Annotated in this window: 21 protein-coding genes and 1 riboswitch; of the genes, 15 read left to right on the top strand and 6 right to left on the bottom strand. The window is 41.1% G+C overall.

The annotated features are described in order from the left end of the window. The first annotated feature begins 4 nt into the window (after positions 1-4). The 3 genes from HWE15_RS06360 to HWE15_RS06370 are packed head-to-tail and all read left to right on the top strand — an operon-like array spanning position 5 to position 2344. Positions 5-637 carry an ABC transporter ATP-binding protein gene (locus HWE15_RS06360; RefSeq protein ID WP_290506673.1) on the top strand — a complete coding sequence of 211 codons (633 nt, stop codon included), beginning with the start codon at positions 5-7 and terminating at the stop codon, positions 635-637. Next, positions 634-1890, top strand: a complete 1257-nt coding sequence (locus HWE15_RS06365; protein ID WP_290506674.1) for an FtsX-like permease family protein — start codon at positions 634-636, stop codon at positions 1888-1890. Before HWE15_RS06360 ends, HWE15_RS06365 begins: the two co-directional genes overlap by 4 nt. A gap of 10 nt (positions 1891-1900) precedes the next feature. Continuing rightward, positions 1901-2344 carry a hypothetical protein gene (locus HWE15_RS06370; protein WP_290506675.1) on the top strand — a complete coding sequence of 148 codons (444 nt, stop codon included), beginning with the start codon at positions 1901-1903 and terminating at the stop codon, positions 2342-2344. Between the two features lie 13 nt (positions 2345-2357). On the opposite strand, the gene HWE15_RS06375 is transcribed toward HWE15_RS06370, so the two are convergent. Beyond that, complete coding sequence (locus HWE15_RS06375) at positions 2358-3179, bottom strand: aminotransferase class IV (RefSeq protein ID WP_290506676.1); 822 nt, start codon at positions 3177-3179, stop codon at positions 2358-2360. 125 nt (positions 3180-3304) lie between these two features. On the opposite strand from HWE15_RS06375, the gene HWE15_RS06380 reads away from it, so the two are divergent. Continuing rightward, positions 3305-3730, top strand: coding sequence for a hypothetical protein (locus HWE15_RS06380; RefSeq protein WP_290506677.1), 426 nt, complete (start codon positions 3305-3307; stop codon positions 3728-3730). A 2-nt stretch (positions 3731-3732) separates the two neighbouring features. On the opposite strand, the gene HWE15_RS06385 is transcribed toward HWE15_RS06380, so the two are convergent. The 3 genes from HWE15_RS06385 to HWE15_RS06395 are packed head-to-tail and all read right to left on the bottom strand — an operon-like array spanning position 3733 to position 5376. Beyond that, the gene (locus HWE15_RS06385; protein ID WP_290506678.1) at positions 3733-4182 is read right to left on the bottom strand and encodes a cytochrome c; all 450 of its coding nucleotides are present in this window, start codon (positions 4180-4182) and stop codon (positions 3733-3735) included. After that, a complete protein-coding gene (locus tag HWE15_RS06390; RefSeq protein ID WP_290506679.1) occupies positions 4179-4835 on the bottom strand; it encodes an SCO family protein in 657 nt (218 codons plus the stop codon). Before HWE15_RS06390 ends, HWE15_RS06385 begins: the two co-directional genes overlap by 4 nt. A 7-nt stretch (positions 4836-4842) precedes the next feature. Then, the gene (locus HWE15_RS06395; protein WP_290506680.1) at positions 4843-5376 is read right to left on the bottom strand and encodes a CopD family protein; all 534 of its coding nucleotides are present in this window, start codon (positions 5374-5376) and stop codon (positions 4843-4845) included. Between the two features lie 54 nt (positions 5377-5430). Between HWE15_RS06395 and HWE15_RS06400 the strand changes: the two genes are divergently transcribed. Then, the gene (locus tag HWE15_RS06400; RefSeq protein ID WP_290506681.1) at positions 5431-5835 is read left to right on the top strand and encodes a hypothetical protein; all 405 of its coding nucleotides are present in this window, start codon (positions 5431-5433) and stop codon (positions 5833-5835) included. Further along, positions 5828-6835, top strand: a complete 1008-nt coding sequence (meaB, locus tag HWE15_RS06405) for a methylmalonyl Co-A mutase-associated GTPase MeaB (protein ID WP_290506682.1) — start codon at positions 5828-5830, stop codon at positions 6833-6835. The genes HWE15_RS06400 and meaB overlap by 8 nt, the downstream gene beginning before the upstream one ends. Positions 6836-6919: 84 nt before the next feature. Here meaB and HWE15_RS06410 read toward each other — a convergent pair whose 3' ends face one another. Together HWE15_RS06410 and HWE15_RS06415 are read right to left on the bottom strand one after the other, a co-directional pair. After that, the gene (locus HWE15_RS06410; RefSeq protein WP_290506683.1) at positions 6920-7972 is read right to left on the bottom strand and encodes a YncE family protein; all 1053 of its coding nucleotides are present in this window, start codon (positions 7970-7972) and stop codon (positions 6920-6922) included. Then, a complete protein-coding gene (locus HWE15_RS06415) occupies positions 7969-9807 on the bottom strand; it encodes a TonB-dependent receptor (RefSeq protein WP_290506684.1) in 1839 nt (612 codons plus the stop codon). The genes HWE15_RS06410 and HWE15_RS06415 overlap by 4 nt, the downstream gene beginning before the upstream one ends. 121 nt (positions 9808-9928) lie before the next feature. After that, a riboswitch (cobalamin riboswitch) is annotated at positions 9929-10145 on the bottom strand. Positions 10146-10241: 96 nt separating this feature from the next. On the opposite strand from HWE15_RS06415, the gene HWE15_RS06420 reads away from it, so the two are divergent. From HWE15_RS06420 to HWE15_RS06460, 9 genes are all read left to right on the top strand, one after another. Beyond that, complete coding sequence (locus HWE15_RS06420; protein ID WP_290506685.1) at positions 10242-11378, top strand: ABC transporter substrate-binding protein; 1137 nt, start codon at positions 10242-10244, stop codon at positions 11376-11378. Then, complete coding sequence (locus HWE15_RS06425; protein WP_290506686.1) at positions 11368-12393, top strand: iron ABC transporter permease; 1026 nt, start codon at positions 11368-11370, stop codon at positions 12391-12393. Before HWE15_RS06420 ends, HWE15_RS06425 begins: the two co-directional genes overlap by 11 nt. Before the next feature lies 1 nt (position 12394). Beyond that, on the top strand, positions 12395-13357 hold the full coding sequence (locus HWE15_RS06430; protein WP_290506687.1) for an ABC transporter ATP-binding protein: 963 nt from the start codon (positions 12395-12397) through the stop codon (positions 13355-13357). Positions 13358-13438: 81 nt separating this feature from the next. Beyond that, positions 13439-13885: a MarR family winged helix-turn-helix transcriptional regulator gene (locus HWE15_RS06435; protein ID WP_290506688.1), complete on the top strand. Its 447-nt coding sequence runs from the start codon at positions 13439-13441 to the stop codon at positions 13883-13885. Between the two features lie 76 nt (positions 13886-13961). Further along, a complete protein-coding gene (locus tag HWE15_RS06440) occupies positions 13962-14966 on the top strand; it encodes an NAD(P)/FAD-dependent oxidoreductase (RefSeq protein ID WP_290506689.1) in 1005 nt (334 codons plus the stop codon). Positions 14967-14981: 15 nt separating this feature from the next. Beyond that, a complete protein-coding gene (locus HWE15_RS06445; RefSeq protein ID WP_290506690.1) occupies positions 14982-15305 on the top strand; it encodes a 2Fe-2S iron-sulfur cluster-binding protein in 324 nt (107 codons plus the stop codon). A 99-nt stretch (positions 15306-15404) separates the two neighbouring features. Further along, positions 15405-15785: a hypothetical protein gene (locus HWE15_RS06450; RefSeq protein WP_290506691.1), complete on the top strand. Its 381-nt coding sequence runs from the start codon at positions 15405-15407 to the stop codon at positions 15783-15785. A gap of 62 nt (positions 15786-15847) precedes the next feature. After that, positions 15848-17383, top strand: coding sequence for a carboxylesterase family protein (locus tag HWE15_RS06455; RefSeq protein ID WP_290506692.1), 1536 nt, complete (start codon positions 15848-15850; stop codon positions 17381-17383). Between the two features lie 3 nt (positions 17384-17386). Further along, complete coding sequence (locus HWE15_RS06460) at positions 17387-18670, top strand: CitMHS family transporter (RefSeq protein WP_290506693.1); 1284 nt, start codon at positions 17387-17389, stop codon at positions 18668-18670. The last annotated feature ends 1 nt before the right edge of the window (position 18671 follow it).

Below are 18671 nucleotides of genomic sequence, written 5' to 3' on the forward strand. Positions count from 1 at the left end.
TCGTATGCTTTTCCATACCAAAGATTTACAATTTGCCCATCCCGGGCAGTCTGACTATCATTTTCCGGATATCGCTTTGGATGCGGGTGAATCATTGCTTGTTTTGGGTAAATCTGGAAGTGGTAAAACCACCTTGTTAAATTTAATTGCGGGACTATTGGCGCCAAAATCCGGAACAGTTGTCTTAGATGGAGTGGAGGTAAATGCACTCCAAGGTGTAAAAGCTGACCGATTTCGAGGTGAAAATATTGGCTTTGTTTTTCAAAAACCTCATTTGTTGGCACCTCTATCGGTGAAAGAAAATCTTCAAATGGCCCGCTATTTTTCCAAGAAAAAGGGATTGGGATTGGAGAGTCTTTTGGAAGAGCTTAGTCTTACCTCAAAAGCAAATTCTTCGGTTTCAAGCTTAAGCGAAGGGGAGGCGCAGCGGGTTTCAATTGCCCGCGCTTTGATTAATCGTCCTCGATTAATTTTAGCAGATGAGCCGACTTCCAGTTTGGATGATGAAAATGCTCACAAAGTGATCGACTTGCTCCAAAAGCAAGCAGAGAAAATTGAGGCTGCATTGATCATTGTGACCCATGATCAGCGCGTGAAAGATCAAATCTCAAACTTTATCCAAGTGCAGCCGTCATGAATTTATTAAAGCTAAGTTGGAAATACCTGACTCATCGGCCGCTCACAACCGGTTTGAATGTGTTTCTACTCTCCTTAGGTTTGGCCATCATCACAGTTTTATTACTGGTTCAGGATCAATTTGAAAAAAAGATGACCCAGGACGCTGAGGGGATTGATTTGGTTGTAGGAGCAAAAGGCAGTCCTTTGCAATTGATTCTTTCCAGTGTCTATCACGTGGATTTTCCAACAGGAAATATTCCTATGGAGGAGGCTATTCGACTTTCTCGAAGCAGATTGGTCAAGCAAACAATCCCGCTTGCCCTTGGAGATAATTTTCAAGGTTATCGGATTGTCGGTACGAATCATGATTACTTAACTCTCTACCAAGCGGTATTTTCAGAAGGAGAGGCTTGGAATGAACCATTCGAAGTCGTTTTGGGAGCTGTGGTCGCTGAAAAATCTGGATTTAAAGTTGGGGATTCCTTCTCAGGAAGCCATGGAATCAGTGAAGGAAGTCATGATCATGATGAGCATGCTTTCAGGGTGGTGGGGATTTTGGAACCCAAAGGAAATGTTTTGGATCGACTGGTTTTAACCTCTATTGAATCTGTTTGGTTTACCCATGATGAATCGGAAACTAAGGATGAGTCCTCTGAAAATGAGTCCGATCATCATGAAAAATTTCATCAGGAAGTTGCTAAAACAGGATTTCCAGAATCGGACCAAGAACGGGAAGTAACCTCTTTGTTAGTTCAATACCGAAGTCCAATGGCTGCGGTACAATTGCCTCGAATGATCAATTCAAATACGTCTATGCAAGCGGCTTCCCCTTCATTTGAAATTTCCAGATTATTTGAATTATTGGGAGTAGGAGTCAAAATTCTTGAAGGCCTGGCTTATGTATTGATTATCATTTCAGGCTTGGGAATTTTTATCGCGCTGTACAATTCTTTGAAAGAACGACGCTATGATCTAGCTGTACTTCGGGCAATAGGAGCCAGTCGCTTTCAACTTTTGCTATTGATACTAATGGAGGGACTTGCTTTGACTTTTCTTGGGTCAATACTCGGGATTTTATTGGGTCATGTATTTTTGGCGGCTCTTGCATCTCAAAATGAGACAGGAGTTGGGGCAGGCTTGGAAGCTTGGATTTTCTTACCTGCCGAACTTTGGATAGTGATTTATGCGTTAGGAGTTGGATTGGTCGGTTCTTTGCTACCAGCCTGGTCGGCATACCGCACAAGTATTGCTGATCAATTGATGAAAAAATAATCAAGATAAAATGAATAGAAAATACGTCTTTTTGCTTGCCAGTTTAGGTCTGATGATCTTGAGTTTAGGTTCTGCAAAAGCTCAGGATACGAATGTCTGGCGAAGTTTGGCTGAGGTAAGTTATAAAATCAGCGAAGATGAATTTGGGGAGTTGTATGTTCCTGTTTTTTCAGAAAATATCAAAAAGTTGGAAGGCAAAACAGTGGAAGCAGACGGATACATTATTCCATTTGAAGGTATGTTTAAGCCCGAGCATATCATTCTTTCGAGCTTGCCTTTGGCAGAGTGCTTTTTTTGCGGCTCAGGAGGTCCTGAAACTGTGATGGAAGTGATGCTTCGAGATCCAATAAAATACACTTCTAAGCGGGTAAAAGTGAGGGGTAAATTGACCTTGAACGCCAAAGACCCCGAAAAGCTGATGTATATTTTACAAGATGCAGAATTGGTTCAATAAGTCTTTTATTGAATTAAATCAGCGATTGTTCATGCTTTCTAAAACGGTCAAGTAGGTCCATTGAAATTGGCCCTGGTTGACCGTTTCCTATTTTTTGTTCGTCAATTTGAGTAACAGGGAGCAGTATTTTTGTTGTGGACGTAATAAATGCCTCATCAGCTTCTAATGCTTCGATCAAAGTAAGGGGTCGAATGTGTACTGGCACCTTCGCTAGGTTCAGAATATTTTTTCGAGTAATTCCCAGTAAAATATTCTCTGAAGGAGTGATGATTTCTCCATTTTTTACAATGAAAAAGTTACTTCTAGAACTTTCGCTAACATATTTATTCCAATGATAGAGCACATCCTCTGCTCCTTGCTCTTTCCAAATATGGGAGTGCCAAACAGCCAAGGAATAATTCGTTGTTTTTATTGAAGCAATGGGTCTAACATGTTCCAAGGAAAGTAGTTTGATTCCGCGCTCATATTTTTCTTTTGCAGGAAAAATCAAATCTTCAGCAAAGACGAAAAGTTTGCCATTAGCTGGTGAAAAGTGATTTTCTGAAACACCTCCGCTCAAGACCATTCGAATACCACCTTCCTTGAGGTCGTTTTTTTCAATTAATTCCCGAATGATTGCTCCTAACTGTTCTTTGGAGTAAGGAAGTGGAAGGTAGGTTTTCTTTGCCGAATTCATGAAGCGATCCAAATAGTCCTCCAGAAATAAAGGCTTGTAATTGACGGTTCTGAAGAAATCGAAAATTCCGTATCCTCGAATCAAACCTAAGTCAGCAGGATGGATGGTTGCGTCTTCTGTGTGGATAAATTTCCCGTCGGCAAAACAAAAAGGCTTCATTTTATTGTCAAATTTTGGTTAAAAATAGCATGAGGAATTTATATTTGCTCCATCTATTTTCAATCATAAAATATTTAATTAATTAAAGATTAAATTGTAAATTATCCCTTTAATTATTCAAACACATGAAGAGAAATACATTCATTTTTACTTTATTCACAATTTTATTGTTAGTGGGCTGTGGTCCGAGCATTTCTGATGAAAATAAAAACCTTCGTGCTGAGGTAATTGGAGTGCATGATGAAGTAATGCCCTTGATGGGAAAGCTTAAAAATTTGGAGCGCGAAGCCCTTAATCGAGTGGAAGAGCTTGAATCCAATCCAGAAATAGATACCCTTCAAGTTGAGGAGTTGAAAGCCTTGGCATATGATCTTTCGCAGGCTTACGAAGGAATGTTTGTTTGGATGCGTCAGTACGAAACGGAGGATGGAGATCGTACACCAGAAGAGGTGAAGGCCTACTTGGAAGATCAAATGATCAAGGTTCAAAAGGTCAACGAAGATATCAAAGCGGCCTTGGATAAGGCAGATAAATTGTTAGGTACCGAATAGGATTAGGGAATTTCTGGTTTGGATCGAAGGTATTTTTCAACTTCAGAAGAAGTGATGACTCCCTCATTCATTCCCCAAATATTGTACAGATAGGTTGCAATCTGGGCAATTTCCAAAGGTTTTAACGCTGAATTAGCTGGCATTGCCTGATCGTATTTTTCCCCATTCACGATGATTTCTCCTTCTTGGCCGTGACGCATAATCCAAACCGTTCGGTGGACACTTTTTCTAAAGTAATCCGCCTCTCGCAACGGAGGAATCAATTTTCCCAAGCCTTTCCCATCATTCTGGTGGCAATTTCCACAATAATTCTCATAGAGGGTTTTGCCGTGGATGGCATATTTCATGACCTCTGGGTCTGAAATTTCTGAGAGGTAATTTTCTTCTTCGGTACTTTTTGGAGCACAAGCTATAAACAAGGCCAAAAAGATGCCCCAAAGGCTATATTTCATGGTTTTAGTAATTTTGGGATGTCGCGAATCAAACGGTCCACTTGGTCACTTTTCGTTCCATCGTAAACCCCACGGATATGGCCTTCTCCATCCACTAAAACAAAGGCACCACTATGTAAAAAACCACCGGGTTCATTTTGGTCTTCCATTGCTGTTGTCAAGTAGCTTGTTTGACCGATTTCATAAATTTTTTCAGCATCCCCGGTCAGGAAATTCCAAGTGCTGGCATCTTCTACCCCTAGCTTTTCTGCATAGGATTTCAAAACCTCCTGGGTATCATGGGTAGGATCGATGGTATGGCTTAAAATGAGAAAATTGGGATTGTCCTTATAGGTTTCATAAACCCGAAGCATTTCTTTTTTCATGATAGGACAAATAGTCGGGCAGGTAGTAAAAAAGAAATCAGCCACGTAAATTTTTCCTGAAACGTCCGCTTTGGAAACCTTTTGCCCCATTTGATTGGTGAATTCGAAATCAGCTATTTCATGATAGACCGTGTCTCGTAGTACATTTCCTTCTATCTCGATTTCATTAACATGCCAGTTTCCTAAAATAGGAAGCTTTGAGTCTTCAACTTCTTCTTTGGTGCCTTGGCATTGCCAAAAGGCTCCAACTATCAAGAAAGCGATAAAAAGCCGCTGTAAAGTCTTCATTCGATCACTAATTAGTTCTGTATTTTTTATAAATCTTAATCCCAAGCATTAACAATACCCCAAGTCCAACCAGGCTAACAATCCCCCAAACCATACTCAATGTACTTTTGAGAACAATCAAAAATACAATGGCAAAGAGAAGTAGAGTGGAGACTTCATTCCAAATTCGTAACTGAGTGGAGGACCAACGAGTTCGACCTTTTTGGATTTCTTTAAAAATAAAATGGCATCCCAAATGGTATCCATATAAAAGAACCACAAATCCTAATTTTGCATGCATAAACCCCAGCTGAAGGTATCCCATCCGATAACTCAAAATCCAAATCCCAAAGATTAAGGTCAGAATGGCCGATGGCCAGGTGATTATATACCATAACCTTGATGCCATCAAATCCAGTTGAGGTTTTAAGATGGCCCTTTCTGATTCTGGCCGTTCCATGGCTTCGGTCTGATAAATAAACAGACGCACAATGTAGAATAGTCCTGCAAACCAGGTAACTACAAAAATGATGTGAAGTGCTTTTATGTATTCAAATCCCATTTTCAGAATTTTGGGCTAAATTAAGGCCAAATGGTTTGAACCCCTAATGATTTGATGAAGTCTCGTCGCTTATTTCTGGTAATTGTTTTTTTTGTATTAGCCTTGATCTTGTATATCGGTGTTGATAGTCTAACACAACCTGGTTTGGAGAGGTTTGAGGGCAAATATGAAGAAATAGGTTTTTATAGAAATGAAAATAATACCGGACCTGTAAAACGAATCTATGCGATTTATGCCCTGGATGATGAGCCGCTTTGGATGAAAGAATTTGGAGAGGCTCTTCCTCATACAAAGTATGGAAAAACCACGGTTTATTTTTTCTCCCAAAAGCTTCAACCTGAAATTACCCTTTCTCCAGTTGAACCTTATTTTCCAAATGAATGGGAGTCGTATTTAATAGCAACTTTTGAAAAATCTCCAATGGGGGAAAGTCGATTTACCTTTAAAAACGATGATTAAAAACCGTAAATCTGTTGAGGAATATAAAGCTGGGATCTTAGCTGGAGATAGGGCTGTTTTGGCTCAGGCAATTACCTTAATAGAAAGTAATCTGCCTTCGGATTCGGTTTTAGCCAGTTCTTTAGTTCAGGCGATTTTACCTTTTTCAGGTAAATCCATTCGAATCGGAATCACGGGAGTTCCGGGAGTGGGAAAAAGTACGTTCATCGAGGCTTTTGGTACCATACTGCTGGAGAAAGGAAAAAAGGTTGCTGTCTTGGCAGTCGATCCCTCCAGTCAAAAAACAAAAGGAAGCATTTTGGGTGATAAAACCCGGATGGAGAAATTAGCAGCTGATCGACGGGCTTTTATTCGACCCAGTCCTTCGGGTTCTACCTTGGGAGGAGTGAGTGCAAAAACCAGAGAGGCCATGCTTTTGTGTGAGGCAGCTGGTTTTGATGTGATCTTGGTTGAGACAGTAGGGGTAGGTCAATCCGAAACAGCTGTAAAGGGCATGGTTGACTTTTTTCTTCTATTGATGCTGGCCGGCGCTGGAGATGAACTTCAGGGGATTAAAAAAGGGATCATGGAGATGGCTGATGGGGTTTTGATCAATAAGGCTGACGGAGAAAATATCCAAGCAGCTAAAAAGGCCAAAACACACTATCGCAATGCACTTCATTTGTTCCCACCTTCTGAAAATGGATGGTATCCTTCCGTCATCACAGGTTCATCCCTAACTGGAGAGGGATTGGGAGAATGTTGGGAAACCATTGAAAAATATCAGCAAAAAATGCTGGAATCTGGGTTTTTTGAAAAAAATCGAGCTGAGCAGCGCTTGAAGTGGTTGGATGAATATGTGCAATATTTACTAGGGAAAGCATTTCACGAGCAGGCTAAAGTGCAAGAATTATTAGCTGCAGAGAAAGAACATGTGAAAGCAGGAACCCTAAGTCCTTTAACCTTTGCTCGACAACTCATGGATATCTTTTTTGAGAGTTTTCAAGCAAATCGCACTTAAGTTTTTAGACAGGAAAGAAGCAGCACGGGAAATAAAAAGCCTCCTTTTTACAGCAAAAAAGAAGGCTTTTGGTGATTACTTAGTCTATCGCATCAAGAATCCAGAAGGTCCTCTTCCAGATTCAAAATTCCTTTTTTCAGTACCACTTTCATCCAAAACGGTAATTGTGCCATTTCCTTGAAAACCATTGGCATAGGCGAGATATAATTCCCCTCTTGTTTTGTCAAAGCCAATTCCATAAAAACCGGAGCCGCTGTACCACTTGGGGTTTAACTCAGGTCCCAATACTGAAACTTGTGCAATTCCATCTTCGTAATCCGGCCATCCAGAGCTAGTTAGAAGATACATAATGTCATTATTACCAAAGGCGATTTTCCCTGTTGCATTTTCGATAGGGAAAATATTAGTGGTGGCTAAGGTGAAATTGTCTAAATGGAAACTATAAAAATACACTTCATTAGATCCTGTAGTATAAAGCCAGATTTTTCCGGCAGCTTCATAAAATACAGCTGGTTTTCCTTCTACTTCCAAAGTTTTGATAACTTCCTCTTTTTCGGCATCGATCACATGAACCTTACTTTCCTCTGAACCCGCGACTAGTATATATTTTCCAAATGAAATCAAGTCTTCGGGCTTTCTGGAGACTGGGATTTTCTTAGCAACATTTCCACCTAAGATGTTTTTCACTACAGCGATGTATGAATTAGGTGTCCCGTAGTTTTGATCATATGAACCATAGTCGGAGATAAAAAGCTTTTCCGAATTTACAGTTAATGATCGGGGCTGGTCCAAACCTGAATTTACAGTTCCTAAACTTGTAAAATCCCCAGGATTGACTACTTCAATTTTTCCGGTATTTGCCACTAAGTATAATTTATCGTCTTCATAGACCAAATCTTCCAATAGACCAGCAAAAGGTCTTCCGTTAGCCGTTTCGAAAATATTGGTTTTTAGGGTTCCATTACTGGGGTTTAAATGGGAAACCTCCCCATCATTTGCTCCAAAAGCACCTTCATTCATAATTAATATTCCCGAATCAAACTCACCCAAAATTCGTTCAGGTTCATTTTCCATACAGGAAAAAAGAATAAGGCTGAGGCTTAAGCAAATGATGAATTGATTAAAATTATTTTTCATAGTTGGATTGATAAATTGATGTGAAAAGATCTTCCTGGCATTGGGCGCAAGTAGAGGACTTGGTATTCTTTATTAAAGAGATTTTGAACTCGAAATTGAATGGTGTATTTGAAGGGACCCAAGTTTAGATTATCGAGGCCTAACTGAGTTTGGGAAAGGAAATATCCTTTCAATAGTCGTGTTTGGTCAAGGGTGGTTGCTCTTGACCCCACATATTGTGAGCCGATTTGGAATGTGAATTTTGATTTAGAAAGCTTCAGTGAAGCCTGCCCCTGGTGCCGCGGGGTGTAGGGCAGTTGTTGGTTCCAAAAGGTTGTTGGATCTTCTGGATTCGGCAAGTTAACGGAATGGGTAAAGGTATAGCTCCAAAAGAATAAGAGCTTGTTTTGACCAAAGGAACTATGAAGTTTGTTTTCCCATTCAATGCCACGATTTCGGACTTTCCGCAAATTTTGAGGCGTCCAAATGGATCCTTCAGGTTTCCAAATTATCCAATTATCCACCTCCATTCCATAAAATGTAAGTTGTGACTCTAAACTTCCTTTTTGCCACAAGACTCCCATTTCTCCTTGCCAACTTTCCTCCGGAAGAAGATTTGGATTGCCTCCCGGCTCCCAAAAACGATCGTTCAGCGTAGGAATTTTAAATCCTTTTCCAAAAGATGCTTTTAGCAAAAACTCTTGTGAAAGTTTCCAATTCAGCCCAAAGGAAGGAATAAATGGAACCCACTGATTCTCGTATTTCAATTGACGGAGGTTAAAGGAAACGTCAACGTGTTTTATTCCAGAAAAGTTGATGAATTGGTAGGTTTCTAATCGAGTTTCTCTTGCTGAATAGGAAGAGAAATTTCCCGAATTCAAAGAAACCCTTCCGCCCAATCGAAATTCCCAGTCAGAAAAATGGTGAATACTCCAATCTGAATTAAAAAAAATACTCGAAGTCTCATTTTTTATCTGATTGAAATACTGCGAGTCTTTTACCCAACCCGAGCGAAATTCTAAAATACTGTTTTGCTTTTGGATAAAATATTGGAGAGAAATTCGGTGGCTTTCATCAGATTGGGTGTCCTGTATGAAAGAACCTAAGATGGGTTGGATTTCCCGGTTAGCTTTATTCCACCAGTAGGAGGTTTTGAGTAATTGATTGGTATTGATTTTCCAGTGAACATCTTGCTGAAATCCTTGCTGTTGAAAAGCCGCATGATCTTGCTTTTTTACTGGAGAACCTACTTCTGAAAAATCCCGGTAGGAGTATTCATTTGGATTATTTTGATGATAGATTTTGGTTTGAATCCCAATCTTTTCAGTGGAATAGCTTCCTTCTAATCCGATATGAAACTTACCAAAACTTCCAGTTTCCTGTAGAATAGAAAGGTTTGGAGATTGGTTGAATTGAGGGGTAGTCGAGAGGTGGACGGCACCTCCTAAGGATTCATTTCCCAAAAGGGCTCCGTCCGACCCATAGCTAAGATCAATTTGATCGGCTATGATCAAGGGTAGGATTGATAAATCGCTTTGACCTAAGGAAGGGCTATTAATGGGGATGCCATTCCAGAAAATCGCAGTATGGCCTGCAGAAGTTCCACGAAAATTAGGTGAGGCAAGCATTCCCGGGCCATATTGCCGAATGAAAACCGGGCTTTTTTCTGCTAATAGATCAGCTAAGGATCTGTTTTTATAACTTTTCAATTCCTCCTTATTCCAAGAAATACGCTTTTTACCCTGGCCATAGGTTTGGTATGCAGGGGCTTCGATTTGAATTTCTTGTAATAGCAATGTGTCGGCTTTTTCGACTTTTTGGTCGAAAAGCAACATTACCCAAACAAATAACATCATGCCTTATCGAAATAATAGGGTTCATTTCGATTCGGGCTTGAAAGAAATGGGAAGAAATGGTTCGAAGAAGATTCCAAAGAATCTCCGTTGGCATGTCTTCTCAGCTTTTCCTCCGAAAGCGCAGAATCTATCAGAAAAAGGCAGGTCTCCTGGCTTGTCTGACTTTTGCTGCCTTCTCAAACCTTCCCGATAGGTATCAGGATTGGATCAATGGCTTTGTTTGCAAAAGCTTTTTCCAGACTCACAGTTGCGGGGACAGCTCCGGTTTTTAACCGGATTCCCTTTTAATCCATGACTTTTATTTGAAAAAGTCAGGAACCTAATTCCGCCTCAAACATACGTTCATTTCTGGGTTTGAGGAAAAGCATGTCTAAAAAAATTTTGTTCCATGATTGGATAAGGCCTTACTTTGAGTCAGCTAAACCCCTCATCGCTTGAAGTATTTATCATTTTCGGTTATTGTTCTTCTTTTCTTCTGGGGCTGTGGGTCAACTTCAGAACGCTCAGAGGAGGATTTGGAAATTATTCCTCTTGATTATGCAAAAGGGTTTAGCATTCGAAAAGGAGAAGGATTTTGGGTCATAGAGGTGCTCCAACCCTGGACCGGCGCTATGGAAAGCTTTCGATATTTAGTAGTAGAAAATGGGGTTGAGCCCCCTTCTTTAAAGGTGGATGCCCTTGTTCAATTGCCAATCAATAAAGTCATTGTCACATCGACTACTCATATTCCGCATTTAGATTTATTGGAAAAGACTGAAGCGCTGGTGGGATTTCCAAATTTGGATTTGATTTCCTCTCCAGAGGTTTGGAGCTTGATAGAAAAAGGTCGTATCCAAGATTTAGGTTCAGCACCATCTGCCAATATTGAAATGCTCATAGACCTTCAACCGGATTGGGTTATGATTTCGACCCTTGGAGATGATCTAAAGCAGATCCAATTGCTGGAGCAAGCAGGAATTCCAGCTTTTATTAATGGAGAATATGTGGAGCAGCATCCCTTAGGAAGAGCGGAATGGATTAAATTTACTGGAGTTTTGTTCGGGAAATTTCAGGAGGCGGAAGAAGTTTTTCATTCCATTGAAAACTCTTATCTAAGTGCTTTGGAATCTGTTGAAAATTTGAATAATCCATTGCGACCTACTGTGCTTTCAGGGGTGTTGTATGAGGATAGTTGGTTTGCTCCGGGGTCTGATAGTTGGGGAGCTCAAATCTTGAATCAAGCTGGTGGAGATTATGTTTTTTCAGATCAAGCCGGAACAGGAAGTGTTCCGCTCAGTTATGAATTTGTAATTGACCGAGCTATGGATTCCGAGTATTGGATTGGGTCTGCGGATTTTGAGAATTTGGAGGAAATGAAGGAACAAGAGCCTCGATATCAAATCTTCCGAGCATTTCAAGAAGGAAAGGTATTTACCTACAGTAGAAAAAGAGGGCCTCGAGGAGGATTTGAGTATTTTGAGTTAGGATATGTAAGGCCGGATTTGGTTTTAAAGGATCTTGTAAAGATTCTTCATCCGGAATTGCTTCCTGACTATGAATTATACTTTTATAAAAAGCTGAATGAAAAGTAACAGAACCTCCTATTTATTTCTGGCATGCCTCTTCCTATTGGGGGTATTGTTCCTACTCAATTTGAGTTTAGGTTCTGTGAAAATTGGGTTTTCTGAAATTCTAGAGGGGATCTTCACGGACCATTGGGAAAGAGCTTCTTACCGAGAAATCATCCTTAATTTTCGACTTCCCAAGGCTCTAGTAGCAATTTTGGTAGGAATTGGATTAAGCTTGAGTGGCCTACAAATGCAAACATTTTTCCGAAATCCCTTGGCAGGGCCCTATGTGCTAGGGATCAGTTCAGGTGCAGGTTTTGGTGTTGCCATACTTATATTGGCAGGTTCCGCACTAGGATTTACGATGGGAGGTGTTTCCCCATGGAGTACCGCTTTTGCCGGGATTTTTGGAGCAGGAAGTATCTTGCTTTTGGTCAGCGTAGTGGCTTGGCGTGTTCGGGATAGTATGACGCTTTTGATTGTCGGGGTTATGTTTGGAGCTACTGTTTCGGCATTGATTTCGGTAATGGCCTACTTTTCCCAAGCGGAATCTTTGAAATTATATACCATTTGGTCTTTAGGAAGCCTGGGTGGATTGGGATGGTATCAGGTAGTAATATTGGCTGTTTTGATCCTAATAGGTGCTATTCCTGTCCTTGCCTCCACAAGATCCTTCAATGCGCTTTTATTGGGGGAATCCTATGCTGAAAGCATGGGGATAAATTCGCTTCGGTTGCGCTGGTTGGTGATCATTAGCACCGGAATTTTGGCTGGAGGGATTACAGCATTTTGCGGTCCAATTGCCTTTGTGGGTATCGCTGTTCCGCATTTGGCACGATTGATTTGGAAAAGCCCCGATCACCGGGTTTTATTTCCTGGTTCTGCTTTGGTCGGGGCAGGACTTTTGTTGCTCTGCGATACAATCAGTCAGTTACCAGGTTCTGCTCAAACACTTCCCATCAATGCGGTAACTTCATTAGTAGGGGCTCCTGTAGTGATTGGCTTGGTCATCAAACGCAACTTTAGCAAGGAGTTTTGAAATGAAACAGCAGGTTCTTATCGGCAAAAATCTATCCTTGGGATATGGAATCGGAAACCAGCAGAAGGTGGTTTTGTCCAATCTGGATTTTGAATTGAGTTCGGGACAACTGACCTGCTTGTTGGGACCAAATGGAGTAGGGAAATCAACCCTGATTAAGGCGATAATGGGTAAAATGGAGCCTTTTTCAGGGTCAATAGATTTGTTTGGAGCCTCTCCTTCTTCCTATCATCGAGACGATTTATCCAAGAAACTTTCTGTGGTTTTGAGCGAGCCGATTTTTCCGGCACAAATGACAGTGGAGCAATTGGTGGCTTTGGGACGTACTCCTTATTTGAGTTGGTCAGGAAGGCTGTCTGAACAAGATAAAAAGGAAGTTAGCCTTGCGCTAGAGGCAACCAAGATAGACTACCTGCGTCAGGAACGATTGGGAGAATTATCCGATGGACAGCGACAAAAAGCGATGATTGCTAGAGCATTGGCTCAGAATTGTCCGTTGATGGTCTTGGATGAGCCGACATCTCATTTAGACTTGGTCAATCGATACGAAGTGATGCAATTGCTGCAAGAGATAGCCAAGACTCAAAACAAGGCTGTATTGGTAGTGACTCACGATTTGGATATTGCTATCGAAACCGGTCAGCAGCTATGGATTCTCAATTGCGGAAGTCCGTTAATTTTTGGGACTCCCGAAGATTTGATTCTTCAAGGAGAGATCAATCACTTATTGCCAGATGATCAATACTTTTTCGATTCAAAAAGAGGCAAGGTGGTGCTGCGTCATCAAATTTCATCTATTCAAGTAGAAGGGCCTGAGGAATTGGTGTATTGGGTGAAAAAGGCTCTTGTTAAGAGTGGTAAGCCAATTCCAAAAGATTCTATTATAATTTCAGAAAAACCTTTTCGAATTTTTTGTGAAGGGAAAGAATTTACTCTGATATCAGAATTTATCCAACATCTCTAGTATTCAAGTTTTGCGTCTAAAAAAGGGGCTGTTATAACATTCATCTATAAAATTCATATATTTGTCACACTAACTATTTGTATGACACAAGAGCAATTTGCCAAATATTCCTTTTTACTCGATCGTACCGCTCGAAAAGTAAAGCAATATGCCCAGCAGCAATTCAAGCAGGGTAATTTCGATGTGACGGTGGATCAATGGATTGTGCTGAAGAACTTATCGGAGGGCGGAGCCATGAGTCAAACGGAATTGGCAAACTTGGTATTTAAGGATCATCCTACGCTTACCCGGATCATTGACCTTTTGGTCAAAAAAGGGTACGTGGAACGATTGCCACATCCCCAAGACCGAAGAAGTTTTCAGCTTCATTTGACTGATTCTGGGGTGTCAAAAGTCACTTCTCTGCGTCCAAAAATCCTTCAAATTCGCGAGAAAGCCTGGGAGAATTTAGATGAACATGATTTTGAGGAATTCAAACGGATTCTTAATACCATCTATCAAAATTTGGGTGGCACACTACTGGAATAAAAATAATTAGTATACGAATAATATTTATACGAACAATTTGATTTAACGGAGGGTTTTCTCTAAAAAATAATTCAATATGATCCAGACCGATATTTGTATCATTGGAGCAGGTCCAGTAGGGCTTTTTGCAGTATTCGAAGCAGGGTTGCTTAAAATGCGTTGTCATTTGATAGATGCCCTTCCTCAAATTGGTGGACAGCTCTCTGAAATTTACCCGCAAAAGCCGATTTATGATATTCCAGGCTATCCTGAAATCAAAGCACAGGAGTTGGTGGATAATTTAATGGAGCAGATCAAGCCTTTCCAACCTACTTTCACCTTAGGAGAGCGAGTGGATCATTTGGATAAGCAAGAGGATGGAAGCTACCTCATTACGACAAATGAAAAGACTAAGGTTCATGCGAAGGTGATCATCATCGCAGGAGGATTGGGTTGTTTTGAACCACGGAAGCCAGCCTTGGACAATTTGGAAGAATTTGAAGGGAAAGGTGTTACCTACATGGTAAAAAACCCTGAGACATTCCGAGACAAGCGTGTTGTACTAGCTGGTGGAGGAGATTCTGCTTTGGACTGGACCATTTATTTAGCCAAAGTTGCCAAAAAAGTTACCCTGGTTCATAGAAATGAAACCTTCCGTGGCGCACCAGATTCTGCTTCTAAAGTCTTTGATTTGGCTAATGAGGGTAAAATTGATTTGATTCTTTCAGCCAATTTGAAAGAGATTTCCGGAGACGGCAAACTAGAATCAGTAACCTTGGAAGACAAGTCTAAATCAGAGATTAAGATTGATGCGGATTACTTGATTCCGCTTTTTGGGCTAAGTCCAAAATTGGGTCCAATTGCTGATTGGGGACTTTCTATTGACAAAAATGCCATCGAAGTAGATACACGGGATTATTCGACTGGCGTAGAGCGAATCTATGCGATTGGAGATATCAATACCTATCCAGGAAAATTGAAATTGATTCTTTGCGGATTCCATGAGGCTGCGATCATGATGCATTCTGCCTTCAAATATGTGTATCCTGATCAAAAGCTCAGCTTTAAATACACCACCGTAAACGGGGTCAATGCATTTTAATTTTATCTTTGCGCCATGGTAAAATTTACAGTTGAAGATCAGGATGGAAATCGACAGGAGGTCGAGGCACCAATGGATATGGGGCTAAGCCTCATGGAGGTTTTAAAGGCTTCAGATTACCCGATTTTAGCTACATGTGGAGGGATGGCATTGTGTGCTACTTGCCACGTCGAAATTTTGGATGGGCCAGATGAATTAGGAGAAGCCACTGATGTTGAATTGGATCAATTGGAAAATCTTCCGGAATATTACCCAACTTCCAGACTATCCTGTCAAATTCGAATCAGTGACCAATTAGATGGTGCTGTGATCAAGTTGAGAGGGGAAGACGTTGTCTGATTCTAATCAATAAAAAATAATATGTAAAGCTGCCTAATAATGGCAGCTTTTTTTGTATCGATACTATTTAACAGTTCGTATGGGATGAAAAATAAAAAGATGAAGCGATTTCTAATGCCTGCTCTGTTTTTGGTTTTCACCTCTTGTTTTATTTTTGATTCGGGGGATCAGATAGAATTTTCTGATGATTTGGAAGTGTTGTACCAGGATATACTGCGGCTTGCCGAATCTCAACCTTGTACTGATCCGAAAGATTGGTCTTTCATTGCCCTAGGCAGCAAGCCTTGTGGAGGACCTTGGGAATATATTGCTTACCCAAAGAGTATTAACATCCCGGAGTTTTTGGCGAAAGTCAAACGATACAACGAACTCCAACAAGAAGATAATATTAAAAACAATCGGTATTCGGATTGTATGTTTGTCTCTCCTCCTAAATCAGTGGCTTGTGAAAATAGCAAACCCGTACTGCTTTATGAGTGAGATTATTGTATCGTTTTGAAACAATATTTTTTTTGATTTTCTTGATAGGCTAATCCAATCCTATGAGAAAATTACTCTTTTTAGCCACGGTAATCATCCTTGTATCTTGTCAAAAAGAAGTTGCAGATGAACCCATTTCGGTAAGTCAAGTCAAAGTTACAGGGGGAATGATTGCCGGAAAACTTTCAGATGATCAATCCATTAAGGTTTTTAAGGGAATTCCCTTTGCAGCTCCTCCCATCGGGGAACTGAGATGGAAAGCCCCTCAACCGGTGGTTCCTTGGGGGGGTGTGTTAGAAACGAAGGAGAATCCGGCCTCATTTACACAAAATCCGCCTGTGCCATTTTTTGCTTGGTCGGAAGAGTTTTTGATTCCAAAAGAGCCTATTTCGGAAGATGGCTTGTACCTCAATGTTTGGACTCCGGCAGAAAAAACCACAGAATCTTTACCTGTTATGGTTTGGATTCATGGAGGCGGGTTTAGTGGAGGTTCCGGAACTGTGCCCTTGTATGATGGGGAAGCTTTGGCAAAGAAGGGGATTGTGGTAGTGACGATTAATTACAGGTTGGGGATTTTTGGATTTTTGGCCCATCCTGAATTAAGTCAGGAAAATCCTGAAGGAGTTTCAGGAAACTACGGGGTTTTGGACCAAATTGCGGCATTGGAATGGGTAAAAAATAATATACAATCCTTCGGAGGTGATCCTTCAAATGTAACCATTGCAGGGCAATCGGCAGGAGCATTTAGTGTCAATGCGCTCGTGGTTTCCCCAAAAGCAAAAGGACTTTTTCACAAAGCTATCGCCGAAAGTGGAGGAATGGTAAGTCGTGGGAATGGTTTGGTTTCGGGTTTAAAAAGTGTAGAAAAAAGAAATGTTGAGAATCTGAAGGAAAATGGGATAACCGATTTGGATGACTTGAGGCAAATTTCAGCAGATAGCCTTTTGAAAATACCCGGTAGGTTTTCGCCCGTTGTAGATGGAGTGGTTATTCCTTCGGTGAAAAATGCGATCGAAACTGGTCAATATGCAGATGTTCCTTTGCTAACCGGATGGAATGCAGATGATGGGGTCGGTCTTGGTCCTGAAGTGAAGCCGAATTTATTTCGGAAAAATGCCCAAAAACAGTATGGAGGAAGAGCCGGGGAGTATTTGGAGCTTTTTCCTGCCGATGACGAGGAACAGTTGCTAGAAACTCGTCAATTGATTTCGGAGTTGTTTTTTGGCATTCAGAATTACACTTGGGCAAAACTTCAAGCACAATATGGCACTCAGCCTTCCTACTTGTATTACTTTACCAGGATCCCACCGGGAGAACCTAATTATGGGGCTTTCCATTCTGCGGAGTTCGCCTATGCCTTGCATACCTTAAAAAACTGGAATCGTCCCTTTGAAGAAGTAGATTATCAGTTGGAAGAGACGATGTCCACCTATTGGGTGAACTTTATCAAATCTAGAAATCCTAATGGGGAGGGATTACCTGAATGGCCAGAATTTGATCCTGAAAATCCATTGGTGATTCAATTCGGTGAGGAGGTGAAATCCGTAGCGGTTCCCCATTGGAGACAATTGAAATTTATGGAAAGCCTAAATCAATAATCTATGTTGGCTCTCTTGGGTATCCTAACTATTGCATTGCTTCTCTACCTGATTCTGACTAAAAAGACATCTGCGGTTGTCGCATTGATATTGGTACCCGTTCTGACAGGGATTTTGGCTGGGAAAACTGCTGAGTTCCCCCAAATGATTTCGGAGGGGATTTCATCTATTGCTCCTACTGGCGTCATGTTCGTTTTTGCCATACTATTTTTTGGAGTGCTGATGGATGCGGGTACCTTCAAACCAATTATCGGCAAACTCCTCCAACTTGCAGGAAATGATCCTTTGAAAATCGTCATGGTAACAGCCATTTTAGCTATGTTAGTGCATTTGGATGGCTCTGGTGCGGTTACTTTTTTAGTTGTAATCCCTGCTATGTTGCCTATTTATGATCAGCTTGGGATGAGTCGCTTAACTTTAGCCTGTACTACTGCGCTTGCTGCAGGAACCATGAATATTTTACCTTGGGGAGGCCCCACTATTCGGGCGGCATCGGCTTTGGAAGTTTCAGTCACAGAGCTATTCAATCCCGTATTTATTCCTTTTTTGGCAGGTTTGCTGACAGTTTTGGGAATTGCATATTTCTTAGGGAAAAAAGAACGAATTCATATTCAGTCTGAACCTTCTATAGAAATTGAATCCTCCGATATAAATGAAGTCAAGCTTCCAAAGTGGAAGTTTCTGGTAAACATCGGGTTGATTCTTTTGGCGGTAACTTCCATCGTGTTGGGCTTTGCTCCTCCCTATGCGGTTTTTATGATTGCTTTTGGGTTGGCGTTAATTATCAATTTTCCCAAAGTTGCCGATCAAAAGGAGCGGGTGGATGCACATGCCAAGGAAGCCTTATTGATGGCAAGTATTTTATTCGCAGCAGGATGTTTTACTGGTATCCTAAAAGGAAGTGGAATGATGGAGGCCATGGCAAATGGAATCCAGGTTATTCTCCCTGAATTCATGGGAAGGCAATTGCCGCTATTGACTGGAATCTTGTCCATGCCTGCTAGTCTGGTCTTTGATCCTGACTCTTTCTATTTTGGTATTTTGCCCTTGCTTTCCTCGACTGCTGAGTCTTTTCAGGTTAGTGGCTTAGAGGTAGGGCAGGCAGCTATTTTTGGTCAAATGACTACTGGTTTTCCGGTTAGCCCCCTAACTGGATCCACCTATTTATTGGTTGGCTTGGCAGGAGTGGATTTAGGCGATCATCAAAAAAAGACCATCCCGCTAGCCTTCTTGGTAACCATGGTGATGTTGACGGTGGCTGTCCTAATCGGAGTAATCCATATTTAAT

It is taken from the genome of Algoriphagus sp. (assembly GCF_013373065.1).
In the GTDB taxonomy this organism is placed as follows: Bacteria; Bacteroidota; Bacteroidia; order Cytophagales; family Cyclobacteriaceae; genus Algoriphagus.